The sequence below is a fragment of the Burkholderia sp. AU17457 genome, from assembly GCF_002223255.1.
Classification (GTDB): Bacteria; Pseudomonadota; Gammaproteobacteria; order Burkholderiales; family Burkholderiaceae; genus Burkholderia; species Burkholderia sola.
In genome coordinates, this window is sequence record NZ_NKFB01000005.1 from 2,005,442 (window position 1) to 2,030,935 (window position 25,494).

At 68.4% G+C, this 25,494-nt stretch carries 23 protein-coding genes and 1 pseudogene; 15 read left to right on the forward strand and 9 right to left on the reverse strand.

The window, feature by feature from the left end; genetic code table 11:
- The first annotated feature begins 217 nt into the window (after positions 1–217).
- From CFB49_RS26290 to denD, 8 genes are all read left to right on the forward strand, one after another.
- Positions 218–1,291, forward strand: coding sequence for a GlxA family transcriptional regulator (locus tag CFB49_RS26290; protein ID WP_089492700.1), 1,074 nt, complete (start codon positions 218–220; stop codon positions 1,289–1,291).
- Between the two features lie 187 nt (positions 1,292–1,478).
- The gene (locus CFB49_RS26295; RefSeq protein WP_069618287.1) at positions 1,479–2,183 is read left to right on the forward strand and encodes a FadR/GntR family transcriptional regulator; all 705 of its coding nucleotides are present in this window, start codon (positions 1,479–1,481) and stop codon (positions 2,181–2,183) included.
- Positions 2,184–2,242: 59 nt separating this feature from the next.
- Positions 2,243–3,133, forward strand: a complete 891-nt coding sequence (gene ltnD / locus CFB49_RS26300) for an L-threonate dehydrogenase (RefSeq protein ID WP_089492701.1) — start codon at positions 2,243–2,245, stop codon at positions 3,131–3,133.
- Positions 3,134–3,152: 19 nt separating this feature from the next.
- Entirely contained in the window at positions 3,153–4,451 is a 1,299-nt protein-coding gene (gene otnK, locus CFB49_RS26305) for a 3-oxo-tetronate kinase (RefSeq protein WP_089492702.1), read from the forward strand.
- Positions 4,448–5,086, forward strand: a complete 639-nt coding sequence (gene otnC / locus CFB49_RS26310; protein WP_089492703.1) for a 3-oxo-tetronate 4-phosphate decarboxylase — start codon at positions 4,448–4,450, stop codon at positions 5,084–5,086. The genes otnK and otnC overlap by 4 nt, the downstream gene beginning before the upstream one ends.
- 128 nt (positions 5,087–5,214) lie before the next feature.
- On the forward strand, positions 5,215–6,540 hold the full coding sequence (locus CFB49_RS26315) for an MFS transporter (protein ID WP_069618281.1): 1,326 nt from the start codon (positions 5,215–5,217) through the stop codon (positions 6,538–6,540).
- 75 nt (positions 6,541–6,615) lie between these two features.
- Positions 6,616–7,392: a 2-oxo-tetronate isomerase gene (gene otnI / locus CFB49_RS26320; protein ID WP_089492704.1), complete on the forward strand. Its 777-nt coding sequence runs from the start codon at positions 6,616–6,618 to the stop codon at positions 7,390–7,392.
- A gap of 28 nt (positions 7,393–7,420) precedes the next feature.
- Complete coding sequence (gene denD, locus CFB49_RS26325; protein WP_089492705.1) at positions 7,421–8,392, forward strand: D-erythronate dehydrogenase; 972 nt, start codon at positions 7,421–7,423, stop codon at positions 8,390–8,392.
- A gap of 203 nt (positions 8,393–8,595) precedes the next feature.
- Here the strand turns inward: denD and CFB49_RS26330 are convergent, their stop codons facing one another.
- On the reverse strand, positions 8,596–8,871 hold the full coding sequence (locus tag CFB49_RS26330; RefSeq protein ID WP_089492706.1) for a DUF4148 domain-containing protein: 276 nt from the start codon (positions 8,869–8,871) through the stop codon (positions 8,596–8,598).
- 71 nt (positions 8,872–8,942) lie between these two features.
- Entirely contained in the window at positions 8,943–9,287 is a 345-nt protein-coding gene (locus tag CFB49_RS26335; RefSeq protein ID WP_069618277.1) for a DUF4148 domain-containing protein, read from the reverse strand.
- A gap of 210 nt (positions 9,288–9,497) precedes the next feature.
- On the opposite strand from CFB49_RS26335, the gene CFB49_RS26340 reads away from it, so the two are divergent.
- From CFB49_RS26340 to CFB49_RS26350, 3 genes are all read left to right on the forward strand, one after another.
- Entirely contained in the window at positions 9,498–10,187 is a 690-nt protein-coding gene (locus tag CFB49_RS26340) for an aspartyl/asparaginyl beta-hydroxylase domain-containing protein (RefSeq protein ID WP_089492707.1), read from the forward strand.
- Positions 10,188–10,287: 100 nt separating this feature from the next.
- Positions 10,288–10,557, forward strand: a complete 270-nt coding sequence (locus CFB49_RS26345; RefSeq protein WP_089492708.1) for a MoaD/ThiS family protein — start codon at positions 10,288–10,290, stop codon at positions 10,555–10,557.
- 73 nt (positions 10,558–10,630) lie between these two features.
- Positions 10,631–11,785 carry a WD40/YVTN/BNR-like repeat-containing protein gene (locus CFB49_RS26350; RefSeq protein WP_089492709.1) on the forward strand — a complete coding sequence of 385 codons (1,155 nt, stop codon included), beginning with the start codon at positions 10,631–10,633 and terminating at the stop codon, positions 11,783–11,785.
- On the opposite strand, the gene CFB49_RS26355 is transcribed toward CFB49_RS26350, so the two are convergent.
- Positions 11,772–12,716, reverse strand: a complete 945-nt coding sequence (locus tag CFB49_RS26355) for a LysR substrate-binding domain-containing protein (RefSeq protein WP_089492710.1) — start codon at positions 12,714–12,716, stop codon at positions 11,772–11,774. The genes CFB49_RS26350 and CFB49_RS26355 overlap by 14 nt on opposite strands.
- A gap of 145 nt (positions 12,717–12,861) precedes the next feature.
- Here CFB49_RS26355 and CFB49_RS26360 point away from each other — a divergent pair, with 145 nt between their 5' ends.
- Positions 12,862–13,287 (forward strand): PACE efflux transporter, encoded by a 426-nt coding sequence (locus CFB49_RS26360; protein ID WP_069618272.1) that lies wholly within the window; start codon positions 12,862–12,864, stop codon positions 13,285–13,287.
- Positions 13,288–13,296: 9 nt separating this feature from the next.
- Here the strand turns inward: CFB49_RS26360 and CFB49_RS26365 are convergent, their stop codons facing one another.
- The 5 genes and pseudogenes from CFB49_RS26365 to CFB49_RS26385 form a co-directional block, all read right to left on the reverse strand.
- Positions 13,297–13,923: a trimeric intracellular cation channel family protein gene (locus CFB49_RS26365; protein WP_089492711.1), complete on the reverse strand. Its 627-nt coding sequence runs from the start codon at positions 13,921–13,923 to the stop codon at positions 13,297–13,299.
- Between the two features lie 295 nt (positions 13,924–14,218).
- Positions 14,219–15,166: a choline ABC transporter substrate-binding protein gene (locus CFB49_RS26370; protein WP_089492712.1), complete on the reverse strand. Its 948-nt coding sequence runs from the start codon at positions 15,164–15,166 to the stop codon at positions 14,219–14,221.
- Between the two features lie 102 nt (positions 15,167–15,268).
- Entirely contained in the window at positions 15,269–16,267 is a 999-nt protein-coding gene (locus CFB49_RS26375) for a GlxA family transcriptional regulator (RefSeq protein ID WP_089492713.1), read from the reverse strand.
- A 104-nt stretch (positions 16,268–16,371) separates the two neighbouring features.
- Positions 16,372–17,268, reverse strand: a complete 897-nt coding sequence (gene choW / locus CFB49_RS26380) for a choline ABC transporter permease subunit (RefSeq protein ID WP_059732582.1) — start codon at positions 17,266–17,268, stop codon at positions 16,372–16,374.
- Positions 17,261–18,552 (reverse strand): annotated as a pseudogene (locus CFB49_RS26385) (quaternary amine ABC transporter ATP-binding protein); the annotation flags it as partial. The gene choW and the pseudogene CFB49_RS26385, both read right to left, overlap by 8 nt.
- 481 nt (positions 18,553–19,033) lie before the next feature.
- Between CFB49_RS26385 and CFB49_RS26395 the strand changes: the two are divergent.
- Entirely contained in the window at positions 19,034–22,417 is a 3,384-nt protein-coding gene (locus CFB49_RS26395; RefSeq protein WP_089492714.1) for a DUF2339 domain-containing protein, read from the forward strand.
- Positions 22,414–23,766 carry a DUF3999 domain-containing protein gene (locus CFB49_RS26400; protein ID WP_089492715.1) on the forward strand — a complete coding sequence of 451 codons (1,353 nt, stop codon included), beginning with the start codon at positions 22,414–22,416 and terminating at the stop codon, positions 23,764–23,766. The genes CFB49_RS26395 and CFB49_RS26400 overlap by 4 nt, the downstream gene beginning before the upstream one ends.
- Before the next feature lie 115 nt (positions 23,767–23,881).
- Here the strand turns inward: CFB49_RS26400 and CFB49_RS26405 are convergent, their stop codons facing one another.
- Entirely contained in the window at positions 23,882–24,700 is an 819-nt protein-coding gene (locus CFB49_RS26405; protein WP_089492854.1) for a GNAT family N-acetyltransferase, read from the reverse strand.
- A gap of 282 nt (positions 24,701–24,982) precedes the next feature.
- Between CFB49_RS26405 and CFB49_RS26410 the strand changes: the two genes are divergently transcribed.
- Positions 24,983–25,288 (forward strand): NIPSNAP family protein, encoded by a 306-nt coding sequence (locus CFB49_RS26410; RefSeq protein ID WP_069621784.1) that lies wholly within the window; start codon positions 24,983–24,985, stop codon positions 25,286–25,288.
- The last annotated feature ends 206 nt before the right edge of the window (positions 25,289–25,494 follow it).

Genomic DNA, 25,494 nt, shown 5'->3' on the forward strand with positions numbered 1-25,494 from the left:
ATAGAACAAAAACGGCATCGGCGTGGGATACCACCGCCAAGCGCCGTGCCGGCCGGCCCGAAAGTGCGTTTTGGCGATGGTTCGCGACGAAAAACCACAAGTCCGGCCGCGGCCGATCGGCGACGCTGACTGCATCCGCGCCGCCTCCGGCAGCCGCAACCCGCAAACAGTGTGAAACGAGTGAGACCGCCTGCCCGGCGTGACGAGATTGGCCGCGATGACCCCCGACGTACCCGCTTCCCCCCTCGCAGAACCCGCGCCGCGGCGCATCCGCTTCGGCATCGTGCTGCTGCCGAACTTCACGCTGACGGCCTTCTCCGGCTTCGTCGACATGCTGCGGCTGTCGGCCGACGACGGCGACTACAGCAAGCCCGTGCGCTGCGCGTGGAGCGTGATCGGCGAGACGCTCGCGCCGGTGCGCGCGAGCTGCGGGATCCAGATCACGCCGTGGGAGACGTTCGACGCGGCCGAGCCGTTCGACTATGTGGTGGTGGTGGGCGGGCTGCTGCATTCGGGGCCGCAGGCCGGCCCTGAAACGCTCGATTTCATCCGCCGCGCGGCGACGGGCGGCGCGACGGTCGTCGGCATCTGCACCGGCGTGTTCACGCTGATGCGCGCCGGCGTGCTCGACGGCTACCGCACCTGCGTGAGCTGGTTCCATTACTGGGATTTCATCGAGCGCTTTCCGTCCGCCGATCCCGACCTGCTGATCGCCGACCGGCTGTTCGTGATCGACCGGCGCCGGATTACGTGCTCGGGTGGCCGTGCGTCGATCGACGTCGCCGCCGCGATCCTGCTGCGCCATTTCGATCACGCGACCGTGCAGAAGGCGCTGCGCATCCTGCTCGTCGGCGAGATGCAGAAAGGCAATGCGCCGCAGCCGCATCCGCCGGGGCTCGAGCCGGCGACGCACCCGAAGGTCAAGCGCGCGATTCTTCTGATGGAACAGCATGTGGGGCGTGCGCTGCCGCTCGAGGAACTCGCGTGCAAGCTCGACCTGTCGACGCGGCAGCTCGAACGGCTGTTCAAGGCCGAGACCGGCAGGAGCCCGCAGGCATTCGCGAAGCAGGTGCGGCTGCGTACGGCCGCGTGGCTGCTGACGAGTTCGGACCGCACGGTCGCCGATATCGCGTCGAGCTGCGGATTCGCCGATGCGTCGCACCTCGGGCGCGAATTCCGCAAGCAGTTCGGCGTGCCGCCGGCGACGTATCGCGAGCGCGGCGGCGACGTGGCCGAAGTGGCCGCGATGCACGATCCGTCGGCCGACGCCGTCGAGGACATCGCCGACTGACGGGCCCGGGCGGCCCACCCTCCCCTGACCGACTGCAGAACGACACCGTTCGCGTCGGTTTCGATTCTTTTGGAACCGGTTCCAATCAATTTAGCCGACGTTGCACTCCTTGAACGAGGGTTATCCCGGATGCTGATGCTCGCTTAAATTTGTATGATGACCACATCACCTTACAAACATGAGCATCATGTTCGAGAAAATTCCCGCCCGTGCGATGAGCGACCACGTCGCGCAGCAACTGCTCAAGCAGATCGAAGTGGGCAGCTTCTCGGCCACCGGCAAGCTGCCGACCGAAGCCGTGCTCGCGCAGGAATTCGGCGTGAGCCGTACCGTGATCCGCGAGGCGATTTCGCGGCTGAAGAACGAAGGCGTGGTCGAGCCGCGCCAGGGCAGCGGCGTATTCGTGAACCAGCACGGCGCGATCCGTCCGCTGCGGATCGACTACGCGGAAGCCGTCGAGGCGAGCTCGCTGCCGCATCTGCTCGCGGTGCGCCGCGCGATCGAGGCGGAAGTCGCGGCCGAAGCCGCGCTGCACCACACCGCCGACGACATGGCCGACATCGACGACGCGCTGCGCAAGATCGACCAAGCGGTGGCCGAAGGGCGTGACGGCGTCGCGGAGGACGTCGCGTTCCACCGCACGATCGCGGCCGTCACCGGCAACCCGTATTTCCTGAAGACGCTGCAGTTCCTGAACCAGTACCTCGAAGCCGGCGTGAAGGTCACGCGCAGCAACGAAGCGACGCGCGAGGATTTCTCGCGGCAGGTGCGCGAAGAGCACGCGGCGATCGCCGACGCGATCCGCGCACGCGACCCGATGGCCGCGCGCAACGCGGCGCGCACGCACATGTACAACGCCGCCCGCCGTCTTGCGGAAGCCGGCATCTGCTGAAGCCGGCGGCGCCCGCCGCCGTTGTCCCGAACCCTCTTTCGAATCGATCAAGGTTGACCATGTCACGAAATGTTGGAGTCATCGGCCTCGGCGCGATGGGCCTCGGCGTCGCACGCTCGCTGCTGCGCGCCGGCCTGCGCGTCCACGCATGCGACGTGCGCGACACCGTGCTGCAGGCGTTCGCCGCCGAAGGCGGCATCGCGTGCGCGACGCCGGCCGAACTCGGCGCGCAGTGCGACGTCGTCGTCACGCTCGTCGTCAATGCCGCGCAAACCGAAACGGTGCTGTTCGGCGAACACGGTGCGGTCGCGGCGATGAAGCCGGGCGGCGTCGTGATCGCGAGCGCGACCGTCGCGCCCGAATTCGCGGTCGCGCTCGGCGCACGCGTCGAAGCGGCCGGCCTGCAAATGCTCGACGCGCCCGTGTCGGGCGGCGCCGCGCGCGCGGCTTCCGGCGAGATGACGATGATGACGTCGGGCCCGGCAGCCGCCTATGCAGGCTGCGAGGACGTGCTCGCCGCGATCGCCGGCAAGGTGTACCGTCTCGGCGATGCGCACGGCATCGGCTCGAAAGTGAAGATCATCAACCAGTTGCTGGCCGGCGTGCATGTCGCGGCCGCCGCCGAAGCGATGGCGCTCGGGTTGCGCGAAGGCGTCGATGCCGACGCGCTGTACGACGTGATCACGCACAGCGCGGGCAATTCGTGGATGTTCGAGAACCGCGTGCCGCACATCCTGAACGGCGACTACACGCCGCTGTCGGCCGTCGACATCTTCGTGAAGGATCTCGGCCTCGTGCTCGATACCGCGCGCCGCAGCAAATTCCCGCTGCCGCTCTCCGCCACCGCGCACCAGATGTTCATGAGCGCGTCGAGCGCCGGCCACGGCGGCGAGGACGATTCCGCCGTGATCAAGACTTTCCCCGGCATCACGCTGCCGCCCGCCCGCTGATTCGAACGACGTGCCTGCCATGACCGCTTCCGCTTCCCGTCCCCTGCTCGGCTGCATCGCCGACGATTTCACCGGCGCGACCGATCTCGCGAACATGCTCGTCAAGAGCGGCATGCGCACCGTGCAGACGATCGGCGTGCCCGCCGACGGCGCGGCCGACACGATCGTCGACGCCGACGCGATCGTCGTCGCGCTGAAGTCGCGCACGATCCCCGCCGCCGACGCCGTCGCGCAATCGCTCGCCGCCTACGAATGGTTGCGCGCACAAGGGTGCCGCCAGTTCTTCTTCAAGTATTGCTCGACGTTCGACTCGACCGACGCGGGCAACATCGGGCCGGTGGCCGACGCACTGCTCGACGCGGCCGGCGGCGGCTTCACGATCGCGTGCCCGGCGTTCCCCGAGAACGGCCGCACGATCTACCGCGGCCACTTGTTCGTCGGCGACGTGCTGCTGAACGAATCGGGGATGGAGCATCACCCGCTCACACCGATGAAGGACGCGAACCTCGTGCGCGTGCTGCAACGGCAGACGAGGTCCCCGGTGGGCCTGATTCGCTACGACACGATCGCGCTCGGCGCGGCCGCCGTGCGCGCGCGGATCGACCAGCTGCGCGCGGAGGGCGCGCGCCTCGCGATCGCCGACGCGCTGTCGGACCGCGACCTCTACGTCCTCGGCGAAGCGTGCGCGGGCCTGCCGCTCGTCACCGGCGGATCGGGCATCGCGCTCGGCCTGCCGGCGAATTTCCGCCGCGCGGAGCAGTTGCCCGAGCGCGACAACGCGGCGTCGCTGCCGTGCATCGAAGGCGTGTCGGCCGTGCTCGCCGGCAGTGCATCGAAGGCCACCAACGCACAGGTCGCCGCGTGGCGCGCGACGCGGCCGAGCTTCCGCATCGATCCGCTCGCAGCCTCGCGCGGCGAGCCCGTCGTCGAGCAGGCGCTCGCCTTTGCGCGCTCGCACCTGCCGCAGCCCGTGCTGATCTACGCGACCGCGACGCCCGACGAAGTGAAGGCCGTGCAGCAGGCGCTCGGCGTCGACGCGGCCGGCCATCTCGTCGAAAGCACGCTCGCGGCGATCGCCCGCGGGCTGCGCGAACTCGGCGTGCGCAAGTTCGTCGTGGCCGGCGGCGAGACGTCCGGCGCGGTCGTGCAGGCGCTCGACGTGAAGTCGCTGCAGATCGGCGCGCAGATCGATCCGGGCGTGCCGGCCACGGCCACGATCGATATACAGCCGCTCGGCCTCGCGCTGAAATCCGGCAACTTCGGCACCACGGACTTTTTCGACAAGGCGCTGCGCGCGCTGGACGGAGCCGCACGATGAGCGACGAAGCAAAACTGCGCGAAGAGATCTGCGTGGTCGGCGCGAGCCTGTATGCGCGCGGCCATGCGGTCGGCAGCGCCGGCAACATCAGCGCCCGCCTGAACGACGGCTGGCTGATCACGCCGACCGACGCCTGCCTCGGCCGGCTCGATCCGAACGACATCGCGAAGGTCGGCGCCGACGGCCAGCCCGTATCGGGCGGCAAGCCGTCGAAGACGCTCGCGCTGCATCGCGGTATCTACGCGCGCAACGCAGAGGCGCATGGCGTCGTCCACACGCATTCGACGCATCTCGTCGCATTGACGCTCGCGGGCGTGTGGCGCGACACCGACGTGCTGCCGCCGATCACGCCGTACTACGTGATGAAGGTCGGCCACATTCCGCTGATCCGTTACCGCCGCCCCGGCGACCCGGCCGTCGCGGCCGAAGTGGCGGCGCTGGCCGACCGGGTGCGCGGCGTGCTGCTCGATCGCCTCGGTCCCGTGATGTGGGGACCGTCGGTCTCGCACGCGTCGTATGCGCTCGAGGAGTTCGAGGAAACCGCGCGGCTGTGGCTGATGACCCAGCCGAAGCCCGAACCGCTGTCCGACGCCGCGCTGGACGAACTGCGCCAGAGCTTCGGCGCGCGCTGGTAACGCGTCGCAACCTGATCATGCAGTAGTACGTACCGATTTTCATGCCCGCCGTGTGCGCGGGCCTTTCCGTCAGCACACACGACCGTCGGCGTACGCGCCGCCGGCACATAACATCATTGGAGACGACGATGACTGCTCTCGACGCGGCCGCAAGCCGCTCGCCCGCCGCGGCCGCCCAATCGGGCGAACTCGACCGCACCTACAGGAAAGTGTTCTGGCGCATCGTGCCGTTCCTGATGCTCTGCTACGTGGTCGCGTATCTCGACCGCGTGAACGTCGGATTCGCCAAGCTGCAGATGTCGCAGGATCTCGCGTTCAGCGAAACCGTATTCGGCCTCGGCGCGGGGATTTTCTTTCTTGGCTACTTTCTGTTCGAACTGCCAAGCAACCTTCTGATGCACCGCATCGGCGCGCGCATCTGGATCGCGCGAATCATGATCACGTGGGGTCTGCTGTCCGCGCTGTTCGCGTTCGTGCAGACGCCGACGCAATTCTACGTGCTGCGCTTCCTGCTCGGGCTCGCGGAAGCCGGCTTCTATCCGGGCGTGATCCTGTACCTCACGTACTGGTTCCCGTCGCATCGCCGCGCAAAGATCATCGCGGTGTTCATGTCCGCGATTCCGGTGTCGGGCATCTTCGGCAACCCGCTGTCGGGCTGGATCATGGAGCGCTTCCACGGCGGCTCGGGCTTCCACGGCTGGCAATGGATGTTCATGATCGAAGCCGTGCCGGCCGTGCTCGTCGGCATCGCGACGATCCTGTATCTCGACAACAACATCCGCGGCGCGAAGTGGCTCGACGAGCGCGAGAAGCAGTTGCTCGAGGACGAAATCGCCGCGCAACCGCAGGAACAGCAGCAGCACGGCCATTCGCTGAAGGCCGTGTTCTCGGACCCGCGCATGTGGTGGATGTCGCTGATCTACTTCGCGTTCGTCACCGGCCAGTACGGGCTCACGTTCTGGATGCCGACGCTCGTCAAATCGACCGGCATCACCGACACGCTGCAGATCGGCCTGCTGTCCGCGATTCCGTTCGTCGTCGCGATCGTCGTGATGAACCTGTTCGGCCACAGTGCGGACAAGCGCCGCGAACGTCGCTGGCACCTGATCGTGCCGGCGCTGATGGGCGCGGTCGGGTTTGCGGTCGCCGCGTCGTACTCGCACAATACGGCGGTGTCGATCGTGTTCCTGTCGCTCGCGGCAGGCGGCGTGCTGACCTGCGCCCCGCTGTTCTGGTCGCTGCCGACCGCGTTCCTCGCGGGCTCCGCCGCCGCGGCCGGGATCGCGATCATCAACTCGGTCGGCAACCTCGCCGGTTTCGCGAGCCCGTACGTGATCGGTTACCTGAAGGACGCCACGCACAGCACCGCGTCCGGCATGTACGTGCTCGCCGCGATGCTGGTGATTGGCGCGATCGCCGTGTGGCTCACGCCGCCCAAGCTCGTGAACCGCTGATCCGCCGCTGGCCGATTCATCATTCGACGCGGGGCGCACGGCGCTCCGCCCCATTCATACACAGGACCCGCTGCCATGCCACGCTTCGCCGCCAACCTCTCGATGATGTACACCGAGCATGCGTTTCTCGACCGCTTCGCCGCTGCCGCCCGCGACGGCTTCAAGGCCGTCGAGTACCTGTTCCCGTACGACTTCGCCGCCGAGGACATTCGCGCGCGCCTCGACGCGCACGGCCTCGAACAGGCGCTGTTCAACGCGCCGCCGGGCGACTGGGCCGCGGGCGAGCGCGGCATCGCATCGCTGCCGGGCCGCGAGGACGAATTCCGGCGCGGCATCGACCAGGCGCTCGACTATGCACGCGTGCTCGGCAACAAGAAACTGCACGCGATGGCCGGCATGGTGCCGCCGGGCGCCGACCGCGCACGCCATCGCGACACGTATCTGGCGAACCTGCGTCATGCGGCGCAGGCCGCCGCCGCGCACGGCGTCACGATCCTGATCGAGCCGATCAACCAGCGCGACATGCCCGGCTATTTCCTGAGCCGCCAGGACGACGCGCAGGCGATCCGCGCGGAAGTCGGCGCGCCGAACCTGAAGGTGCAGTTCGACTGCTACCACTGCCAGATCGTCGAAGGCGATCTCGCGATGAAACTCAAGCGCGATTTCGCGGGCATCGGCCATATCCAGATCGCGGGCGTGCCCGAACGCCACGAGCCGGACGTCGGCGAACTCAACTACCCGTATCTGTTCGCGCTGATCGACGCGCTCGGCTACGACGGCTGGATCGGCTGCGAATATCGGCCGAAGGCCGGCACGTCGGAAGGCCTGGGCTGGATCAGGCCGTACCTGTAATTCAAGCATTCCTCAAAGGGCAACGAACATGAAAGTACTGATTACCGGCGGCGCCGGCTTTCTCGGCCAGCGTCTCGCGCGCAAGCTGCTCGAGCGCGGCGAACTCACCGGCCCCGACGGTCGCATCGAGAAGATCGACGAGCTCGTGCTGCTCGACGTCGTCCAGGGCAGCGATTTCGGCGACGCGCGCGTGACGTCGATCGTCGGCGACATCGCCGATCGCGCGGTGCTCGAAAGCGTGATCGACACGCGCACGGGTGCGATCTTCCATCTCGCGGCGATCGTCAGCGGGCAGGCCGAAGCCGATTTCGATCTCGGGATGCGGATCAACCTCGACGCGTCGCGCACGCTGCTCGAGGTATGCCGCGCACGCGGCCACCAGCCGCGCGTCGTGTTCACGAGTTCCGTCGCGGTGTATGGCGGCACGCTGCCCGACGTCGTGCAGGACGACACCGCGCTGAACCCGCAATCGTCGTACGGCGCCGAGAAGGCGATCGCCGAACTGCTGCTGTGCGACTACGCGCGGCGCGGCTTCGTCGACGGCCGCGTGCTGCGGCTGCCGACCATCAGCGTGCGGCCCGGCCGGCCGAACGCGGCCGCGTCGTCGTTCGCGAGCGGCATCATCCGCGAGCCGCTGAACGGCGAGGAAAGCGTGTGCCCGGTGCCCGGCTCGACGCGGCTGTGGCTGCTGTCGCCGCGCGGCGCGATCGATGCGCTCGTCGCCGGGTGCGAGATCGACAGCGCGAAGCTCGGCAACAAGCGCGTGATCAACCTGCCGGGGCTGTCGGTGTCGGTCGACGAGATGATCGCGGCGCTGCGCGAAGTCGCGGGCGACGAGGTCGTGAAGCTGATCCGTCATGCGCCCGACGAACGCGTCGAGAAGATCGTCGGCAGCTGGCCGGGCCGTTGGGATACGTCGCGCGCGGAAGCGCTCGGGCTGAAAGGCGACGCGTCGTTCGCGGACGTGATCCGCAGCCATATCGCGGACGAGCGGCGCTGATCGGCGCCGGGTCGGGCCGCATCGACGCGGCCCGACCGATTCCCCGACGCGCAACGACGCACGTTGCATCCCGCCCGCCTGCATGAAGAGCGTATCGGCGCCGCGTCGACACCGCACGCCCCCCTCTCCGCGATTCGTCTGCGCGCGTGCCTCGTTCTGCCGCGACGCCGACGGTCTAGTACGACACGGGTACATGTCGGCGCCTAGTTGGCGACCTGCGCCGGCATGCCGGGCCCGGCCGCCGGCGCGGCCGACGCCGCCAGGCGCGCGCGGTCCTGCTCCGCGAGCTTCGCTTCCGCAGCCTGGATATCGGCCGGATACTCGCCGTCATCGCCCTTCGCCGGATCGTACCCGGCCGCTTCGACGCGCATCAGTTCGTCGCGAACCTGCGCACGCGTCAGCGGCGCGACCGATTGCGCGAATGCCGACTGACCGACGATCGCCCCGATCATCGTCAGTAGTGCGATATAAGTTTTCATCGTGAACTCCTTGAATGTGACGTATCAATCAACCATGGGACAGGCGTGACCTGCGGATGCAGGCGGGTGGATCAGCTTCCGAAATAGATCGTGCAGAAGCTCGCGGGGCCGACGCATGCGGCGGCGCTTCGACGCGGCGACATCGCCGCCGGCTTGCCCGCTTCGGACGACATGGCCGGATCGCCGCCGACTGCCGTGCTCGCTTGCCGCTGCGGCATCTGATCGGCCTGGTGCCGGAACAGCGGGCTCACGTCTGGATACGACGTATCGGTCACGAAACGCAGCCCGTTGTTTTCCGCATCGACGAGTTCCTGCCGGACCTGTTCGTGCGTGAGCGCCTGTGCCGACGCTTGCGTCGCGACACCTGCGAGAGAAATCGCCGCCACCGTGGCGGCCACCAGCCAGTGCGTGTTCATGTTCCACTCCTTCATCAGTCAACGAAACGATGTGCTACACCCGTATGACGACGGAGAGGCGCGGTTTATTCCCGGTCGTTCCATTCGCCGCGGCCGTTTTTTATCGAACTGTCATTCATTCGTCAGCCGGCGTAACCTGACGTAACGCAGTGCCCGTCGCGCTTCGGGCAGACTGACCACCACTTCGTCCGGACCGCCCATCGATCGATCATGTCCGCCGCTTACGACCATGCAGCCGCCCTGCTGCGAAGGCTGTACGACCGCCATATCGACAGCGGCGCGGTGCTCGACGCGGCCGCATTCCCGGATGCCGAGCGTTTCGTGCGCGCGTGGCCCGAGATCCGCGCGGAGGCGCTCGACGTCGCACGCGACATGCCGCGCATCCCGCGCTTTCACGAAATCATGCGCGAGCAGTACGACATCTCGGCCAACGACGCCCGCGACTGGCGGATGTTCATCATGCAGGCGTACGGTCAGCCGTTTGCGCGCAACCTGTCGCGCTGCCCGACCGTCGCGGCGCTCGTCGCGGCGTCGCCGGACGTGCTGTCCGCGTCGCTGTCGTTCCTCGCGCCCGGCAAGCACATCCCGCCGCATCGCGGGCCGTTTCGCGGCATCCTGCGCGGGTATCTCGTGCTGTCGATGCCGACGCGCGCGGACGGCACGCCGGCCGCCGTGCTGAAGGTCGACGGGCGCGAATACCGGCTCGACGAAGGGCGCTTCCTGCTGTGGGACGACACGTTCACGCACGAGGTGTGGAATGCCAGCGACGCGGTTCGGATCGTGCTGCTGCTCGATATCCGCCGGCGCGGGATGCCGCGCTGGCTCACGTGGCTGTCGAATGCGGTGATCGGCGTCGTGCGGCTCGGGATCCGGATCAGGGGGCGGTCGATTCCGGTTTAGCGGCCGCGCGGCGCACGGCGGCTCCGTTCCGCCTTTCGGCGCCTGCCGGATCGCCTAAACTACAAGCCGTCCCTTCGTGCGGCTCCTGCCAGCTACCGCCATGGCGCACCTCTTCTTCGCCGCGTCGATCCAGCGGCACGTCGAAACGCCCGAGCGCGACCTCGACGCGCACACGGTCGGCGAAGCATTCGACACCATTTTCAGCGAGCAGCCGCGGCTGCGCGGCTACATCGTCGACGATCAGGGCGCGCTGCGAAAGCACTTGTCGGTGTTCATCGACGGCCAGCCGATCCGCGACCGCCAACACCTGTCCGATGCGCTCGCGGCCACCAGCCGCGTGTATGTCGTGCAGGCGCTGACCGGCGGATAAAGGGACCGATGCACCGGCGCAATCCCCATACCAAGCGCCGTCGCGCCAGGCGGGCCATCCGGAGACATCGCCCATGAACGATCGACTGCTCGTCGCCACCCGCAAGGGCCTGTTCGTCCTGCAACCCGACGGTCATGGCGGCTGGACGCTCGGCGAACCGCATTTCATCGGTGAGCCCGTCAGCATGGCGCTCGCCGACCCGCGCGACGGCACGCTGTATGCGGCGCTCGATCTGGGCCATTTCGGCGTGAAGCTGCATCGCCTGCACGCAGGCGCCACCGGCTGGGAGGAATGCGCAGTCCCGGTTTATCCGCCGCAGCCCGCCGATGCGTCACCCGCCCGTGCCGAACCGCACGCCGGCAGCGGCGAAACCGACGACGCGCCTGCCGCTGCCGGGACGCCGCAGCCGCCGTGGACGCTTCAGCAAATCTGGTCGCTCGAAGCCGGCGGCGCGGACGAGCCCGGCGCCCTGTGGGCCGGCACGATTCCCGGCGGCCTGTTCCGCTCGGACGACCACGGCGATTCGTGGGTACTGAACCGCCCGCTGTGGGATCGCCCCGAACGCGCCGAATGGGGCGGCGGCGGGTACGACGCGCCAGGCATCCATTCGGTGATGATCGATCCGCGCGACAGCCGGCACGTCACCGTCGGCGTCTCGTGCGGCGGCGTGTGGCAGACCGCGGACGGCGGCGCGACGTGGCGCGTCACGGCGGAAGGCATGGAAGCCGACTACATGCCGCCCGAACGACGCGGCGAGCCGAACATGCAGGACCCGCACCGCGTCGTGCAGTGCGCGGCCAACCCTGACGTCTTGTGGACGCAGCATCACTGCGCGATCTTCCGCTCAACCGACCGCGGCGAACACTGGCGGCGGATCGAAGCGCAGCCGTCGAGCTTCGGTTTCGCGGTGGCCGTGCATCCGCACGATCCCGATACCGCGTGGTTCGTGCCGGCCGTGAAGGACGCGTGCCGGATTCCGGTGAACGGCCGGCTCGTCGTCACGCGTACGCGCGACGGCGGCCGCAGTTTCGAGAGCCTGTCGAACGGGTTGCCGGCCGCGCCCGCGTACGACCTCGTGTACCGGCACGGACTCGCGGTGGACGATTCCGGCACGCGCCTCGCGATGGCGTCGACGACCGGCGGGTTATGGACGTCCGCCGATGGCGGCGACCATTGGCGACAGGTATCGGCGCACCTGCCGCCGGTGTATTGCGTCAGGTTCGGATAGCGACGCGTGCATCGTCAGGCGCCATCCGCGCCACCGCGTCGCGCGTCCGTGCGATTTCCGCTTCGAGCCAGTCGAGAAACCGTCTGACCTGCGGCTCGCGCTCGCGCCCCGGCCGGCACAGCGCGACGAAGCGCGCACCGGCGACGCGCACCGCGGGCTCGATCGGCGTCAACGCACCGCGCTCGACATGCTCGGCGGCCAGCACGGAGCTGAGCAGCGCGATGCCCTGCCCGTGCAGCACGGCCTGCAACGCGTAGTGCTCGTCGTCGTAATGGCGAAACACCGCGCGTTCGAGCCATGCTTCCCGGCCCGCCGCATGACACCACGACGCCCAGTCGACCGACACCGGCAGCGGCGTATCCCACACGGTTTCGATCAGGTCGAGCGGCGCGTCGGTACGATGCGCGTCGAACCCGGCGGCCGCATACGCGCCGAAATACTCGTCGATCAACGCAATCTCGTGCAGCGCGGGAAACGTGCGCGACGTCGCGCGAATCGCGAGATCGATCCGTGCATCGCGTTCGAGATCGACGAGCGCGTTCCCCGTTTCGACCTTGATGTGCAGGTACGGATCGACGCGGCGAAACGCACCGAGACGCGGAATCAGCCACATCGCCGCAAACGCGGGCGTGGTGGTCAGCACGAGCGGGCGCGCCTCGGCCGCGTCCGGCCGCAGCGCATCCAGCCCGCGGCTCAACGCCAGCAACGCATCGTGACTCGCGCGAAACAGTTGCTCGCCTTCTTCCGTCAGCCGCACGCCGCCCGCGCCACGCTCGAACAGCAGCACGCCGACGCGGCTTTCGAGCGACTTGATCTGATGCGACACGGCGGCCGGCGTCACGGACAGTTCTTCCGCGGCGGCCTTGAACGTGCCGAGCCGCGCCGACGATTCGAATACACGCAATGCGGTCAGGGGAATTTTCGAGAACACGGAGCCTCGCGGGCGGGATGCGGCCGGGTTGAATTCGATTCAATCGGGTTGAGATTAGGTGAATTGAAGCGGGCGCGCAACGCGACTAGCCTTGCGGGACGTTGCGGCATGGTGCCGCGACGGTCACTCTCGAGTCGGAGGAACCGTGCAAGGCCTACCGCGCAGGATCACGCAGGCGGTGCTCTACGAAGCGATCGCCATTTCCTGCATCTCGCCCGCGATCGCGGCAATCTTCAAGCAGGACCTCGTCTACTCGGGTGCGCTGTCGGCGACGATGTCGGCGATCGCGATGCTGTGGAACATGGTCTTCAACGCGCTGTTCGAGCGCTGGGAAGCGTCGCGCCGACAGCCGACGCGCACGCTCGGGCGGCGGATTCTGCACGCGACCGGATTCGAGGGCGGGCTGATCTTCATCCTCGTGCCGGTCGTGTCGTGGTGGCTCGACATCTCGTGGTTCGACGCGTTCGTCGTCGATATCGCGCTGTTCGCGTTCTTCTTCTGTTACGCGTTCGTGTTCCAGTGGGCGTTCGATCGCGTGTTCGACGTGCCGGCGGCGACGAAGGGGTCGTGAGCCGGGCGCCTATGCGCCCGCGGCGATTTTCGGCAACTGCCAGCCGAATCGAACCGCCGCCATCCGCAGCGCAAAGCACGCGACGCCGCCGAGCCCGGCCGCGACGACCGGCGGGCAACCGAGCCGCCGGCACACCACGACGACGACCGCGCCGAGCAGCGCCGCACTCGCATAGATGTCCGTGACCAGCACGACAGGTATCCGCGCGAGCAGCAGATCGCGCACGACGCCGCCCCCGCAACCGGTCACGGCGCCCATCAGCGTTGCAATGAACGGGGGGACGCGGAATTCGAGCGCCTTCACCGCACCCGCGACCGCGAACAACGCGAGGCCGGCCGCATCGAGCGTGATCAGCAGCGACGGCGAAAACGACGCGACCCGCGCATGAAACACGAATGCGAACAGCCCGGCGGCGAACGCGAGCGCCGGATAACGCCAGTCGCTCACGGCGCTCGGCGGGCGAGCGCCGATCAGCAGGTCGCGAATCACGCCGCCGCCGAGCGCGACGACGAGCGACAGCACCATCACCCCGAACAGGTCGAGACCGGCGCCGATCGCCGCATTGGCGCCCTCGATCGCAAACACCGCCGTGCCCGCGAGATCGGCGGCGAGCACGACTTGCTCGATGCGCTTCATGCGAATGAATGGTCGAAGCGCTGCATCGTCCGGTTCCAGCGTGTGTCGGCCGACGCGGTCGCGTGATTCGGCCGCATGCGGCCTGCGTGTTGCCGTCCGGATGCATCAAGCGTGTTGCGGGTCATTGCCGTCTCCTCGATGGGGGATCGAGCAGTCTAGCGCATCGTCCGCGGGCCGTCGGCGCGAGCGCGAAGCGCGCAGCAAAAAACCGGCACAAGCAGGTCACTCCGCTTACGCCGGCTCAACATTCACGTTCAGGCTTCGGGCCGCAGCCGCAAAGCCCGACACGTCATGCTCAATGCGCGCCGAGATACGCCTTCACCGCCGGCAGGCCCGGCTTGCCGTCGATCGTCGTCACGCCCGCGAGCCACTTGTCGAGCGCGTCCGGGTTCGCCTTCAGCCACGCGGCGGCGGCCTTGTTCGGGTCCTGCTTGTTCATGATCGGCACCATCACGTGGTTCTCGATCGCCGTCGTGAACTGCAGGTTCGACACGAACTTCGCGACGTTCGGGCAGCGCTGCGCGTAGTCGGGCGGCGTCGCCGTCAGCACCTTCGCTTCGCCGTAGTTCGGGCCGAACACGTCATCGCCGCCGGTCAGGTAGTCGATCTTCATCTGCACGTTCATCGGATGCGGCTCCCAGCCGAGGAACACGATCCACTGCTTGTCGCGGATCGCGCGATTCACCTCGACGAGCATCCCGGCCTCGCTCGACTCGACCAGCTTGAACTTGCCGAGGCCGAACTGGTTGCCGTCGATCATCTTCTTGATCAGCGCGTTGCCGTCGTTACCGGGCTCGATCCCGTAGATCTTGCCGTTGAGCTTGTCCGCATATTTCTGGATGTCCGCGAACGACTTCAGGCCGCCCTGGTACACGTAGTCGGGCACCGCGAGCGTGTATTTCGCGCCGGTCAGGTTCGGCGTCGCGAGCACCTTGATCGTGCCGGCCTTCGTGAACGGCTGGATGATCGGGTCCATCGTCGGCGACCAGTAGCCGAGGAACACATCGATCTGCTTGCTCTTGATCCCCGCGAACGTGATCGGCACCGACGCGATCGTCTTCGTCGGGTTATAGCCGAGTCCCTGCAGCATCGTCGACGCGAGGCCCGTGGTCGCCGCGATGTCGGACCAGCCGACATCCGCGAAGCGCACGTTCTTGCACACGGGCGGATCGGCCGCATAAACGGCCGACATCGGCGCGGCCATCCCGATCCCGAACACCGCTGCGATCAATAGGCGCTTCATCTTGCTTCTCCTCAAAGTGATGTCGTTTGCTTGAATCCGGGATCGTTTATTGAAGCCGCGCGCCGCGATCCCGGCGACGTCGCGGACCGAATGAGGCCCCGTTCAGCGCCCCGGCAGCCGGCGCTCGTAGCTCGGCGCGTGGCCGAACTGCGCGCGGTATGCCTTGCTGAAATGGCACGGCGAATGAAAGCCGCAGACCGTCGTCACGCGCGCGATCGATGCGTCGGTCGTGCGCAGCAGGTCGCGTGCGCGTTTCAGGCGCAGCGTCAGGTAATAGTGGGTCGGCGATACGTTCAGGTACACCTTGAACATGCGCTGCAGATGCCGCTGCGATAGCCGCACGAGCCGCGCGAGTTCCTCGAGCGACAGCGGCTCCTCGATGTTCGCCTCCATCAGCCGCACGACCTCGATCAGCTCCGCGCGCGAAAAGCCGACGCGCGCGTCGACCGGAATCGGCTGCGTATCGGTCGAACTGCGGATGCGCTCCAGGATGAACTGCTCGGAGACCTGCGCAGCCAGTTGCTGGCCGAACCGCATGCCGACGAGGTTCAGCATCAGGTCGAGCGGCGCGGTGCCGCCCGTGCAGGTCAGCCGGTCGCGATCGACGACGAACAGCTCGTCGGCGAAGCCCACTTGCGGAAATTCGGAATGCAGCGCGGACAGGTTCTCCCAGTGCACGGTGCAGCGATAGCCGTCGAGCAGCCCGCTCGACATCAGTGCGTACGCGCCCGTGCAGATGCCGCCGAGCGGCAGCCCGCGTTCGGCGAGCGCCGCGAGCGTATCGCGCGCGCGCTCGTCGACCACGTCGCGGATGCGGATGCCGCCGCATACGATCATCACGTCGGGCAGGCTCTCGTAGTCGAGCGCCTGCGTGGGCCGCACCGCGATGCCGTTGCTGGCATGCGCGGGCGCGCCGTCGAGCGAGTAGATCGACCACTTGTAGTGATCCGCCCGCCCGACGTAGTTCGCCATCCGAAGCACTTCGACCGCGCTCGAGAACGCGATCATCGAGAAGTTCGGCAGCGTGAGGAAGCCGAAATGGGCGAGGGACGAAACCGGTGAAACGCAGGCGGCGGGCGCGACAGCGACGGCGGACGTCACATCGGTCTCCTGGCGAGGAGGTTGCAGGGGGCCAACTCCGCGGCCGAAGCCGCGGAAGTCGTTATCCATATACAGGGTGAGCGGCCGGGTCCGGCCGCCTGGGCTCAGGCCTGCGCGGGCGCGGCCTTCACGCGGAACAGCTGCTTGAGGCCCGAGAACAGCGGCGCCTTCGCGGTGCCCGGCGCGCGGCCGAAGCTCTCGGTGATGCGGTCGAGAATGATCGCCAGCAGCACGACCGACAGACCGCTTTCGAAGCCGAGACCGATGTCGAGGCGCTGGATACTCGCGAGCACGTCGTTGCCGAGGCCGCCCGCGCCGACCATCGACGCGATGATCACCATCGACAGCGCCATCATGATCGTCTGGTTCACGCCCTGCATGATCGACGGCAGCGCGTTCGGGAACTGCACCTTGTACAGCAGTTGCCACGGCGTGCAGCCGAACGCCTGGCCGGCTTCGACGATCTCGCGGTTCACGTGGCGGATGCCGAGGCTCGTGAGACGCACGGCGGGCGGCATCGCGAAGATCACCGTCGACAGGATCCCCGGCACGCGGCCGAGACCGAACAGCATCGCGGCCGGAATCAGGTAAACGAACGCCGGCATCGTCTGCATCAGGTCGAGGATCGGGCGCACGATCGCGGCGACCCACTTGCTCTTCGCCGCCCAGATGCCGAGCGGGATGCCGAGCACGAGGCTGATGATCGTCGACGACAGCGTGAGGCCGAGCGTGATGACCGTCTGGTCCCAGAAGCCGGTCGCGAAGATCAGCAGCAGCGATGCGGTGGTGAACAGCGCGAAGCGCCAGCCCACCCGCCACAGCCCGACGCCGATGAAGATCGCCATCATCAGCCACATCGGGATCGCCTGCAGGCCATGCTCGACGAATGCCGCGAGCCCCTCGATCGCTTGACCGATCGCGTCGAACGTCTTTGCGTCGTGGTCGAGCAGGTAGTGAACGGACTGGTCGACCCAGGTACCGAGCGGAATCATTTCAGACATGGGAACCTCGCGAACGCGTGATGGCCTTCAGGATGAGCGCGCGATCGACCGAGCCGCAGTAGCAGCCGTCGTCGTCGACGACGGGCAGTGCATTCGGGCTCGCGACCACGCGCGCGACGACATGTTCGAGCGACGCATCGCGCCGGATGCTTTCGATCGGCCGCACGGACGGCGTGTCCTGACCGAGCGCCTCGCGCGTGACGAAGCCGCGAATCTTGCGTGCGGCATCGAGCACGAACGCGTATTCGGCGCTGCCGTTCAGCGAAGCCGCGACGTTCGCGGCATCGCACTTCGACATGGTCGGCACGGCGCCCGTCTGCATCAGGTCGCCCGCCGTCAGATAGCGGCTGGTGTCGATGCCGTCGAAGAACGCGCGCACGTAATCGTCGGCCGGGTTCGCGATGATGTCCTGCGGCGTACCGACCTGCACGAGGCGGCCGCCTTCCATGATCGCGATGCGGTTGCCGATGCGCAGCGCTTCCTCGAGATCGTGCGACACGAACATGATCGTGCGGCGCTGCTCCTTCTGCAGTTGCAGCAGCACGTCCTGCATTTCGCGGCGCTTGAGCGGATCGAGTGCGGAAAACGCCTCGTCCATGATCATCAGCGACGGGTTCACGGCCAGCGCGCGAGCGAGGCCGACGCGCTGCTGCATGCCGCCCGACAGCTCGGACGGCAGCTTGTGCGAGAACGGCGCGAGGCCGACCTGCTCGAGCACTTCCATCGCACGGCGCTCGCGCTCCTTCTTGCCCATGCCCGCGACTTCGAGCCCGAACGCGGCATTCGACACGACGGTGCGATGCGGCATCAGCGCGAACGACTGGAACACCATGCTCATGTCCTTGCGGCGCAGCGCGGTCAGCGCCGAGCGGCGCGCCGACGCGACGTCGAGCCCGTCGATCAGCACCTTGCCGGCGCTCGGATCGACCAGCCGGTTCACGAGGCGGATCAGCGTGGACTTGCCGGAGCCGGACAGGCCCATCAGCACGAAAATTTCGCCTTCCTGCACATCGAAGGAGACGTTGTGCACGCCGACGACCTGGCCGGTGCGCTTGAGCACATCGTCCTTCGTCGCGCCGGCGGCGAGCATGTCGAGCGCCTGCTGGGGATTGCTTCCAAACACCTTGCACAGACCTTCGACCACAACCTTGGGGGCATCCATCGAAACCTTCTCCTCGTGTAGCGGGGACTCGCGCTTGTCATAGCGTGCCTACATAGTTGCCAGAAAAAACCCCGGCCTGCCGACGAATTACGACAAACGCTTGCGCAAATACGACACACCCGCCAGCCCCGCCCGGCGGGCCGCGCCGTCGATTGCGGCGGCGCAATACGCGCACACCCAGCAACGACGGGCATCCCCCGCCGGACTTGTGCGCAGCAGCGCGGCGAACGGCACATGAGGTTTTGCGCCAGGCCGTATCGGGCACGCGTCGCTTTGCGACAAGTTGACGTCCGTTCCGGCGTCGATCTATTCAGACGAAAGCGGCCGCCGCGTCGTCGGTAAAAAGCATGACCGTGCAAAAAGCCGGATGGCGACACCCGAGGGCGCACGCCTCGATACCGCGCCAAACCCGGAAATCGGCGAACGATCGCTGTGATACATTCCCGCAAACACGCCGACCGCGACGTTGCCGCGGGCCTTGCGCACGAGGGCCGGCCGCATGGCGCGCGCATGCCGGTTCGCCTGCCGGCCGTGCCGAAACCGCCTCGATCCGGTGCGATCCGCGATCGAAGGACGATAACGATAGTGAGAGGGAGCAAGGCGTTGAACTGGGCATTCGCCGTAATCGGCTTCATCGTGGGCGGCATCGCCGCGTTGATCGGGGATTTCTCTGCCGCGAGCGGCTCGCTGCTCGGGGCCGCCGTCGGGTTCTGGGTCGGGCACACGCTGCGGCAACGCAAGCCGCGCAATCCGCGCGCCGCACCCGATGCATTCGCGATCGCCGCGACGCCGCCACCCACGCCGTTACCGCTCGCCGATCGCGTCGCGCGCCTCGAAGCAACCGTCGACACGCTCACGCGCGAACTCGACGCGCTGCGCGCTCAACTGGCGGGCGCGAAGGCCGGCGCGGCGACCTCCGGCGGCATCGCACCCACGGCTTCGGCCGACGCCGCCTCCGCGCCACTGCCGGTGCACTTCCCGACACCGCCCGCGCAACAACCTGTCGCCGCACGTGCCTCCACACCGGCATCCATCTCGACGACGACGCCCGCGACACCACCCGCACCGCCCACCGCAGCACGCACCTCGGCTGCGCCGGCTCACGCCACAGTCACGGCACCCGCCACCCCGATCCGCCCTGCGCCGCTCCAACCGCCCCAACCGCCTGCGCCGCGCGAACCGGGCCTCGCCGAACGCGCATTCGGCGCCGCGCGCGACTGGCTGCTCGGCGGCAACACGGTCGTGCGTGTCGGGATCATCGTGCTGTTCTTCGGCGTCGCGTTCCTGCTCAAGTACGCGGCCGACAACGCGATGCTGCCGATCGAATTCCGCCTCGCGGGCACGGCGCTCGCCGCGGCCGCGCTGCTCGCGATCGGCTGGCGCGTGCGGCCGCGCCGCGCCGCATACGGCCTCGTGCTGCAAGGCGGCGGCGTCGGCATCCTGTACCTGACGATCTTCGCCGCGACCAAGCTTTACGCACTACTGCCCATCGGCGCCGCGTTCCCGCTGATGGTCGCGGTGTGCGCGCTGAGCGCGTTCCTCGCGGTGCGGCAGAACGCGCTGCCGCTCGCGTTCATGGGCAGCGCGGGCGGCTTTCTCGCACCGATCCTGCTGTCGACCGGCCAGGGTAATCACGTCGCGCTGTTCAGCTACTACGCACTGCTGAACGCGGGCATCTTCGCGATCGCGTGGTTCAAGGCCTGGCGCCCGCTGAACCTGCTCGGCTTCGTGTTCACGTTCACGATCGGCTCCGCGTGGGGCGTGACGGCCTATCGCCCCGCGCTGTTCGCAAGCACCGAGCCGTTCCTGATCCTGTTCTTCCTGATGTACGTCGGCATCGCGCTGCTGTATGCGGTGAAGCGCGAACTCGCGCTGCGACACTACGTGGACGGCACGCTCGTGTTCGGCACGCCGATCGTCGCGACCGCGCTGCAGGCGTCCCTCGTGAAAGGCATGCCGTTCGCGCTCGCGTGGAGCGCGGTCGCGCTGTCGGCGTTCTACGTCGCGGTCGCCGCATGGCTCGCGCGGCGCCGCGATCGCCTCGGGCTGCTGTTCGAATCGATGCTCGCGCTCGCCGTCATCTTCGCGACGCTCGCGGTGCCGCTCGCGTTCTCGGGGCCGACGACCAGCGCCGCGTGGGCCATCGAAGGCGCGGCCGTCGTGTGGCTCGGCGTGCGCCAGAAACGCCTGCTCGCGTTCGGCTTCGGGCTGCTGATGCAGGTCGCCGCGGCCGGCGCGTTCTTCACGAGCTTGCTGAGTCCGGCCGACGCGACCGCGCTGCCGGTGCTCAACAGCCCGACTATCGCAATGCTGCTGATCGCGCTCGCCGGCCTGTTCACCGGCTGGTGGCTGCACGGGCGCGGCGAAGCCCGCGCATGGCACGGGTGGATGCCCGAGATCGGCGTCGCGGCCGCCGCGTGGGGGCTGCTGTGGTGGGTCAGCGGCGGGCTGCACGAAATCCTCGTCCACGCGAGCCGTCACGTCGATCTGCATGCCGATCGCTTCGTCGTCGATACGACCGCACTGTTCGCCGCCGGTACCGCCTGGCTCGCGCACGTGGCGCGCCGCCGGCTCGCCTGGCCGCTCGCCGAATGGCCCGCGCTCGCGCTCACGCCAGTGCTGGCGCTGCTCGCGCTGCGCGCGTTCGATGCGCACGAAGCACCGCTGTCGGGCATGGGCGCGTTCGCGTGGCCGGTGGCCATCGGCGCGGGGCTTGCGCTGCTGTGGCGCCAGTCGCGCGGCACGACCGGCGCCGCTGCCGCGAACGGCGCGCCGCCCTCCGTTGCAACGCGCATCCTCGCGCCGCTGCATACGCTGACGTTCTGGACCGTGTGCGGTCTGCTGTCGCTCGAAGGTTTCTGGCGCCTGCGCGCGTTCGTCCCGGAAGGCGCATGGAGCTGGAGCGCATGGGCGTACGGCTTCGGCGCGCTGCTCCTGCTCGTGTCCGGCCCCGGCTCCCGCCTGCGCTGGCCCGTCGCGGCGTTCCCGCGCGCATACCAGGTGTGGGGTGCGGCGCCGCTCGCCGCACTGCTGTGGCTGTGGAGCATCGCCAGCACGGTCAGCGACGGCGACGCAGCGCCGCTCTTCTGGCTGCCGCTGCTCAATCCGCTCGACATCGCGCAAGGTCTCGTGTTCGTCGCGTTCGCCGCGTGGCTGCGCCGCCTCAGAACGCTCGGCATCGCGTGGCATCCGCGCGCCGTCGACTATGTAGCGATCGCGACCGTGTTCCTGTGGTTCAACGCGCTGATGCTGCGCACGCTGCATCACCGCCTCCACCTCGGCTACGACATCGACATCGTGCTGTCGTCGTTCGGCATCCAGCAGGTGTTCATGGTCGGCTGGAGCCTGTTCGCGTTCGCCGGGATGTGGCTCACGCGCCGCGACGGCATCGCGCGCCTCTGCGCATTCGCGTCGCTGCCGCTGATTGTCGTGATGTGGGCGTGGACCTTCTACGCGAACTTCACGCAGGACGGCGGAAGCTGGGCGCGCGTGCCGCTGTTCAACCCCCTCGATGTCGTGCTCGCGGTCGTCTATGCGCTCGCCGCGTCGTGGTTCGTGCGCGCGCGCAAACTCGGCTGGACCTTCGGCACACATCGCGTCGAGCTGCTGGGTGCGGCCGGTGCAACCGGGTTCCTGTGGCTGAACGCGATCCTGCTACGCACGTTGCATCACTGGGCCGGCGTGCCGTACGAATTCGGCGCGATGGCCGAATCGACGCTCGTGCAGGCATCGGTGTCCGTGTACTGGACAGTCTGTGCGCTCGCGATCACGATCTGGGCCACGCGCCGCGGGCTGCGGCCGCTGTGGTTCGTCGGCGCCGCGCTGCTCGCGCTGACGGTCGTCAAGCTCTTCCTGTTCGACCTGTCGCACGTCACCGGCATCGAGCGCATCGTGTCGTTCATCGGCATCGGCGTGCTGCTGCTGTTGATCGGCTATTTCTCGCCGCTGCCGCCGAAGGCCGCCGCGCGACAGGACGGCCAGCCATGAAACGACTCGCCGCCCTGCTCGGGCTGAGCCTGCTCGCGTCGTTCGCGACGGCCGACGGCGTACCCAACGCCGGGCGCGTCACGCAGCGCTTCGCGCTCGACCTCGACGGCAGCGCCGCGTATTACCAGCTCACCGTCCCGCAGCCCGTGTATGCGGCGAGCCGGCGCGACGATCTCGGCGACGTGCGCATCTTCAACGGCGCGGGCGAGCCGGTGCCGTATTCGCTCGACGCGCCGGCCGCGCCCGCCGTGCCGCCGTCGCGCGCGCCGGTGCACTGGTTCCCGCTGCCGCCCGCGCGCGCCGAGAACGGTAGCGCGCCGCTCGGCGTGACGGTCGGCCCGGACGGCGCGCTGCGCGCGGCCGTCGCGCCGCCTTCGCCCACCCGGCATGGCGCGGACCTCGTCGACCTGTCGCATACCGACGGCAGCATCGATGCGCTGGTCGTGCATGTGGGCGACGACAGCTACCAGGGCCGCGTGTCCGTCGAAGCCAGCGACGACCTGCGCAACTGGCGACCGCTCGGCAGCACGCAGTTGCTGAAAGTCGGCCGCGGCAACGACCTGCTGGTGCAGGAACGCATCGCGCTCGACGGTGCGACGCCGCGCTACCTGCGGCTGGACTGGCTCGACGGCGCGCCGGCAATCGCGTCGGTCGACGTCGAGACGCATCCGCGCGACGCACGCGGCGCCGACACGGCGTCCGTGCCGCGCCAGTGGCGCGACGCCGTGCGGATACGCGCGGGCGCTGCGCCGGGCGAGTATCTGTTCGACACCGACGGCGCGTATCCGGTCGACCGCGTGCGCATCGACCTGCCGCAGCCGAACACCGTCGCGCGCGCGACGCTGCAAAGCCGCGCCGATGCGCAGGCGCCGTGGCGCGACGTCTCGGCCGCGGTGCTGTTCCGCCTGCAGGGCAAGGGCGGCGAGCAGCGCAATCCGCCGCTCGAGTTCGCGGCGAATACGGATCGCGCGTGGCGGATCGTCGTCGACATGCGCAACGGCGGCCTCGGCGGCGGCCGGCCGGCGGTCGCTATCGGCTGGCATCCGGCCGCGCTGACCTTCGTCGCGCGCGGCACGCCGCCGTTTACGCTCGGCGTGGGCGATGCATCGCTCGTGTCGTCGGCCGTGAGCCGCGACGCGCTGCTGGTCGGCATGGCGCCCGAAGTACGGCCCGCCCGCGTCGGCGCGGCGCTGCCCGTATCGGCGGTCGCGACGGCGGCGGCCGCCGATGCGGATGCCGGACGTCGCTACGTGCTGTGGGGCGCGCTGATTGTTGCGGTCGGCGTGCTCGGCACGATCGCGTGGCGCCTCGCGAAAGGCGGCGGCGACACGCGCAGCCGCGACGAGTGACGTCCGCACGCATTTGCGTGCCGCTTGACGCGCCGGCCCGCTCCTTGGGCATCGCCACGCGCGATCGCACCGATTCGTCGAGTGGTCCGCCTTTACGTGAAGGCCACGCGACGCGTCAGCGGCGCGAATCGGAACCCGCCCGCCGCCATCGGGCCACGAAGCGGCCGTGCTGACGCGGCCGCCACGGCGACGACCGGCAACTGGCCGCACCGGCCGCGCGGCGCGCCGCGAAACCTCCGCCGCGATGCAGGCCCGACTCGCGCCGGCCGATCGCGACGATGCGCGGCGCCCACGCATGCATGACCCGCCGCACGGCCGCCACGCGCGCCGCCAGCCGCGACGCCGGCGACACGCGCCGCGCGGCGCGTGCAACGGGCCGCTTGCACAGGATCGCGCTGTCGTAGCGCTTGCCGGCAAAGCGCATCACGTCGACCACCTCGAAGCCCTGCGCGCCGTAGAACGCCAGCAGGTGCGAAGCCGGATGCGGCGTGTCCAGCGCGAGCAGCGCATAGCCGCGCAACGCAGCCCACTGCTCGGCGAACGACAGCAGCAACGCGCCGATCCCGCGGCTTTGACACGCCGGGTCCACCGCCACCTGGCGCACGCTCGCGACGCCCTCGCGCCGGTACAGCGAGCAGGCCGACGAAGGATCGGTCGCATACAGCGTGGCCGTGCCGACGACACGCCCGCCGCACACGGCGACATAACACTCGCCGGCTTCCGCGCGGCGGCGCGTGACGTCTTCGTCCTGATCGACGCACGTGCAGTTGAGCCCCATCGCACCGAGCCGCGCGAACGCACGATGCAGCATCGGCGTGAGTTGCGCATAGCTGTCGATTGCCGGATCGAAACGCCGGACGATCACCCGATCGGCGCACGCGAAAGGCGGCGCGGCAGGGGTGCGTTCGGCGATCGCGTTCCAGGGTATCGACATGGCCATGCTCCGTGGTGAAGATGCCCGAAGTCTAGGAGCGCGCCGGTCGCCATCGCAAGAAAAAATGTCGTAAAAATGCCGCGGTAACGTGGCTGACGGGAAGTGCCGGGTACGGTGCGTTTCGATGCCGTGCGCACGTCGCGGCGAACGCCTCGAAGCACCGATCGTTGCACGCGCAAGCAACGCATCAAGCGGATGAGATCGAGGCCCGGCGCGCACGCCGTTGACACGTACTGCCCCGCGCTCCAGACTCGCTGCTCCGTCACAGCATCGCGAGCGCCCATGGTCACCTGCTTCCTCCGCTACGTCGTCGATCCGTACAAACTCGTCGAATTCGAAACCTACGGGAAGATGTGGATTCCGCTCGTCGAGCAGTTCGGCGGCACGCATCACGGCTACTTCCTGCCATCCGAAGGCGCGAGCAACATCGCGCTCGCGATGTTCTCGTTCCCCAGCCTCGCCGACTACGAGCGCTACCGCGAACGCTCGAAGGACGATCCGGCCTGCCAGGCCGCATTCCGCTACGCGGAGGACACGCGGTGCATCGTCAGCTACGAGCGCAGCTTCTTCCGGCCGGTGTTCGAGTAACGGGCGCGTCGCCGCGCATCGCGCCCCGTTTTCCGGCCGAGGACGAAAAAAAGCCCCGCCAGCATCCGCGCGGCGGGGCCAACCCATGTCAGTAGAGACATCATGGAGGAGACGAGCCCATCTTATCGAGCCCGGCGCACCGTCCCAACCAAGCATTTCTGCTATCGATCTGCGCGGCCGCGCACACGGTTGCCTCGCCGCGCGGC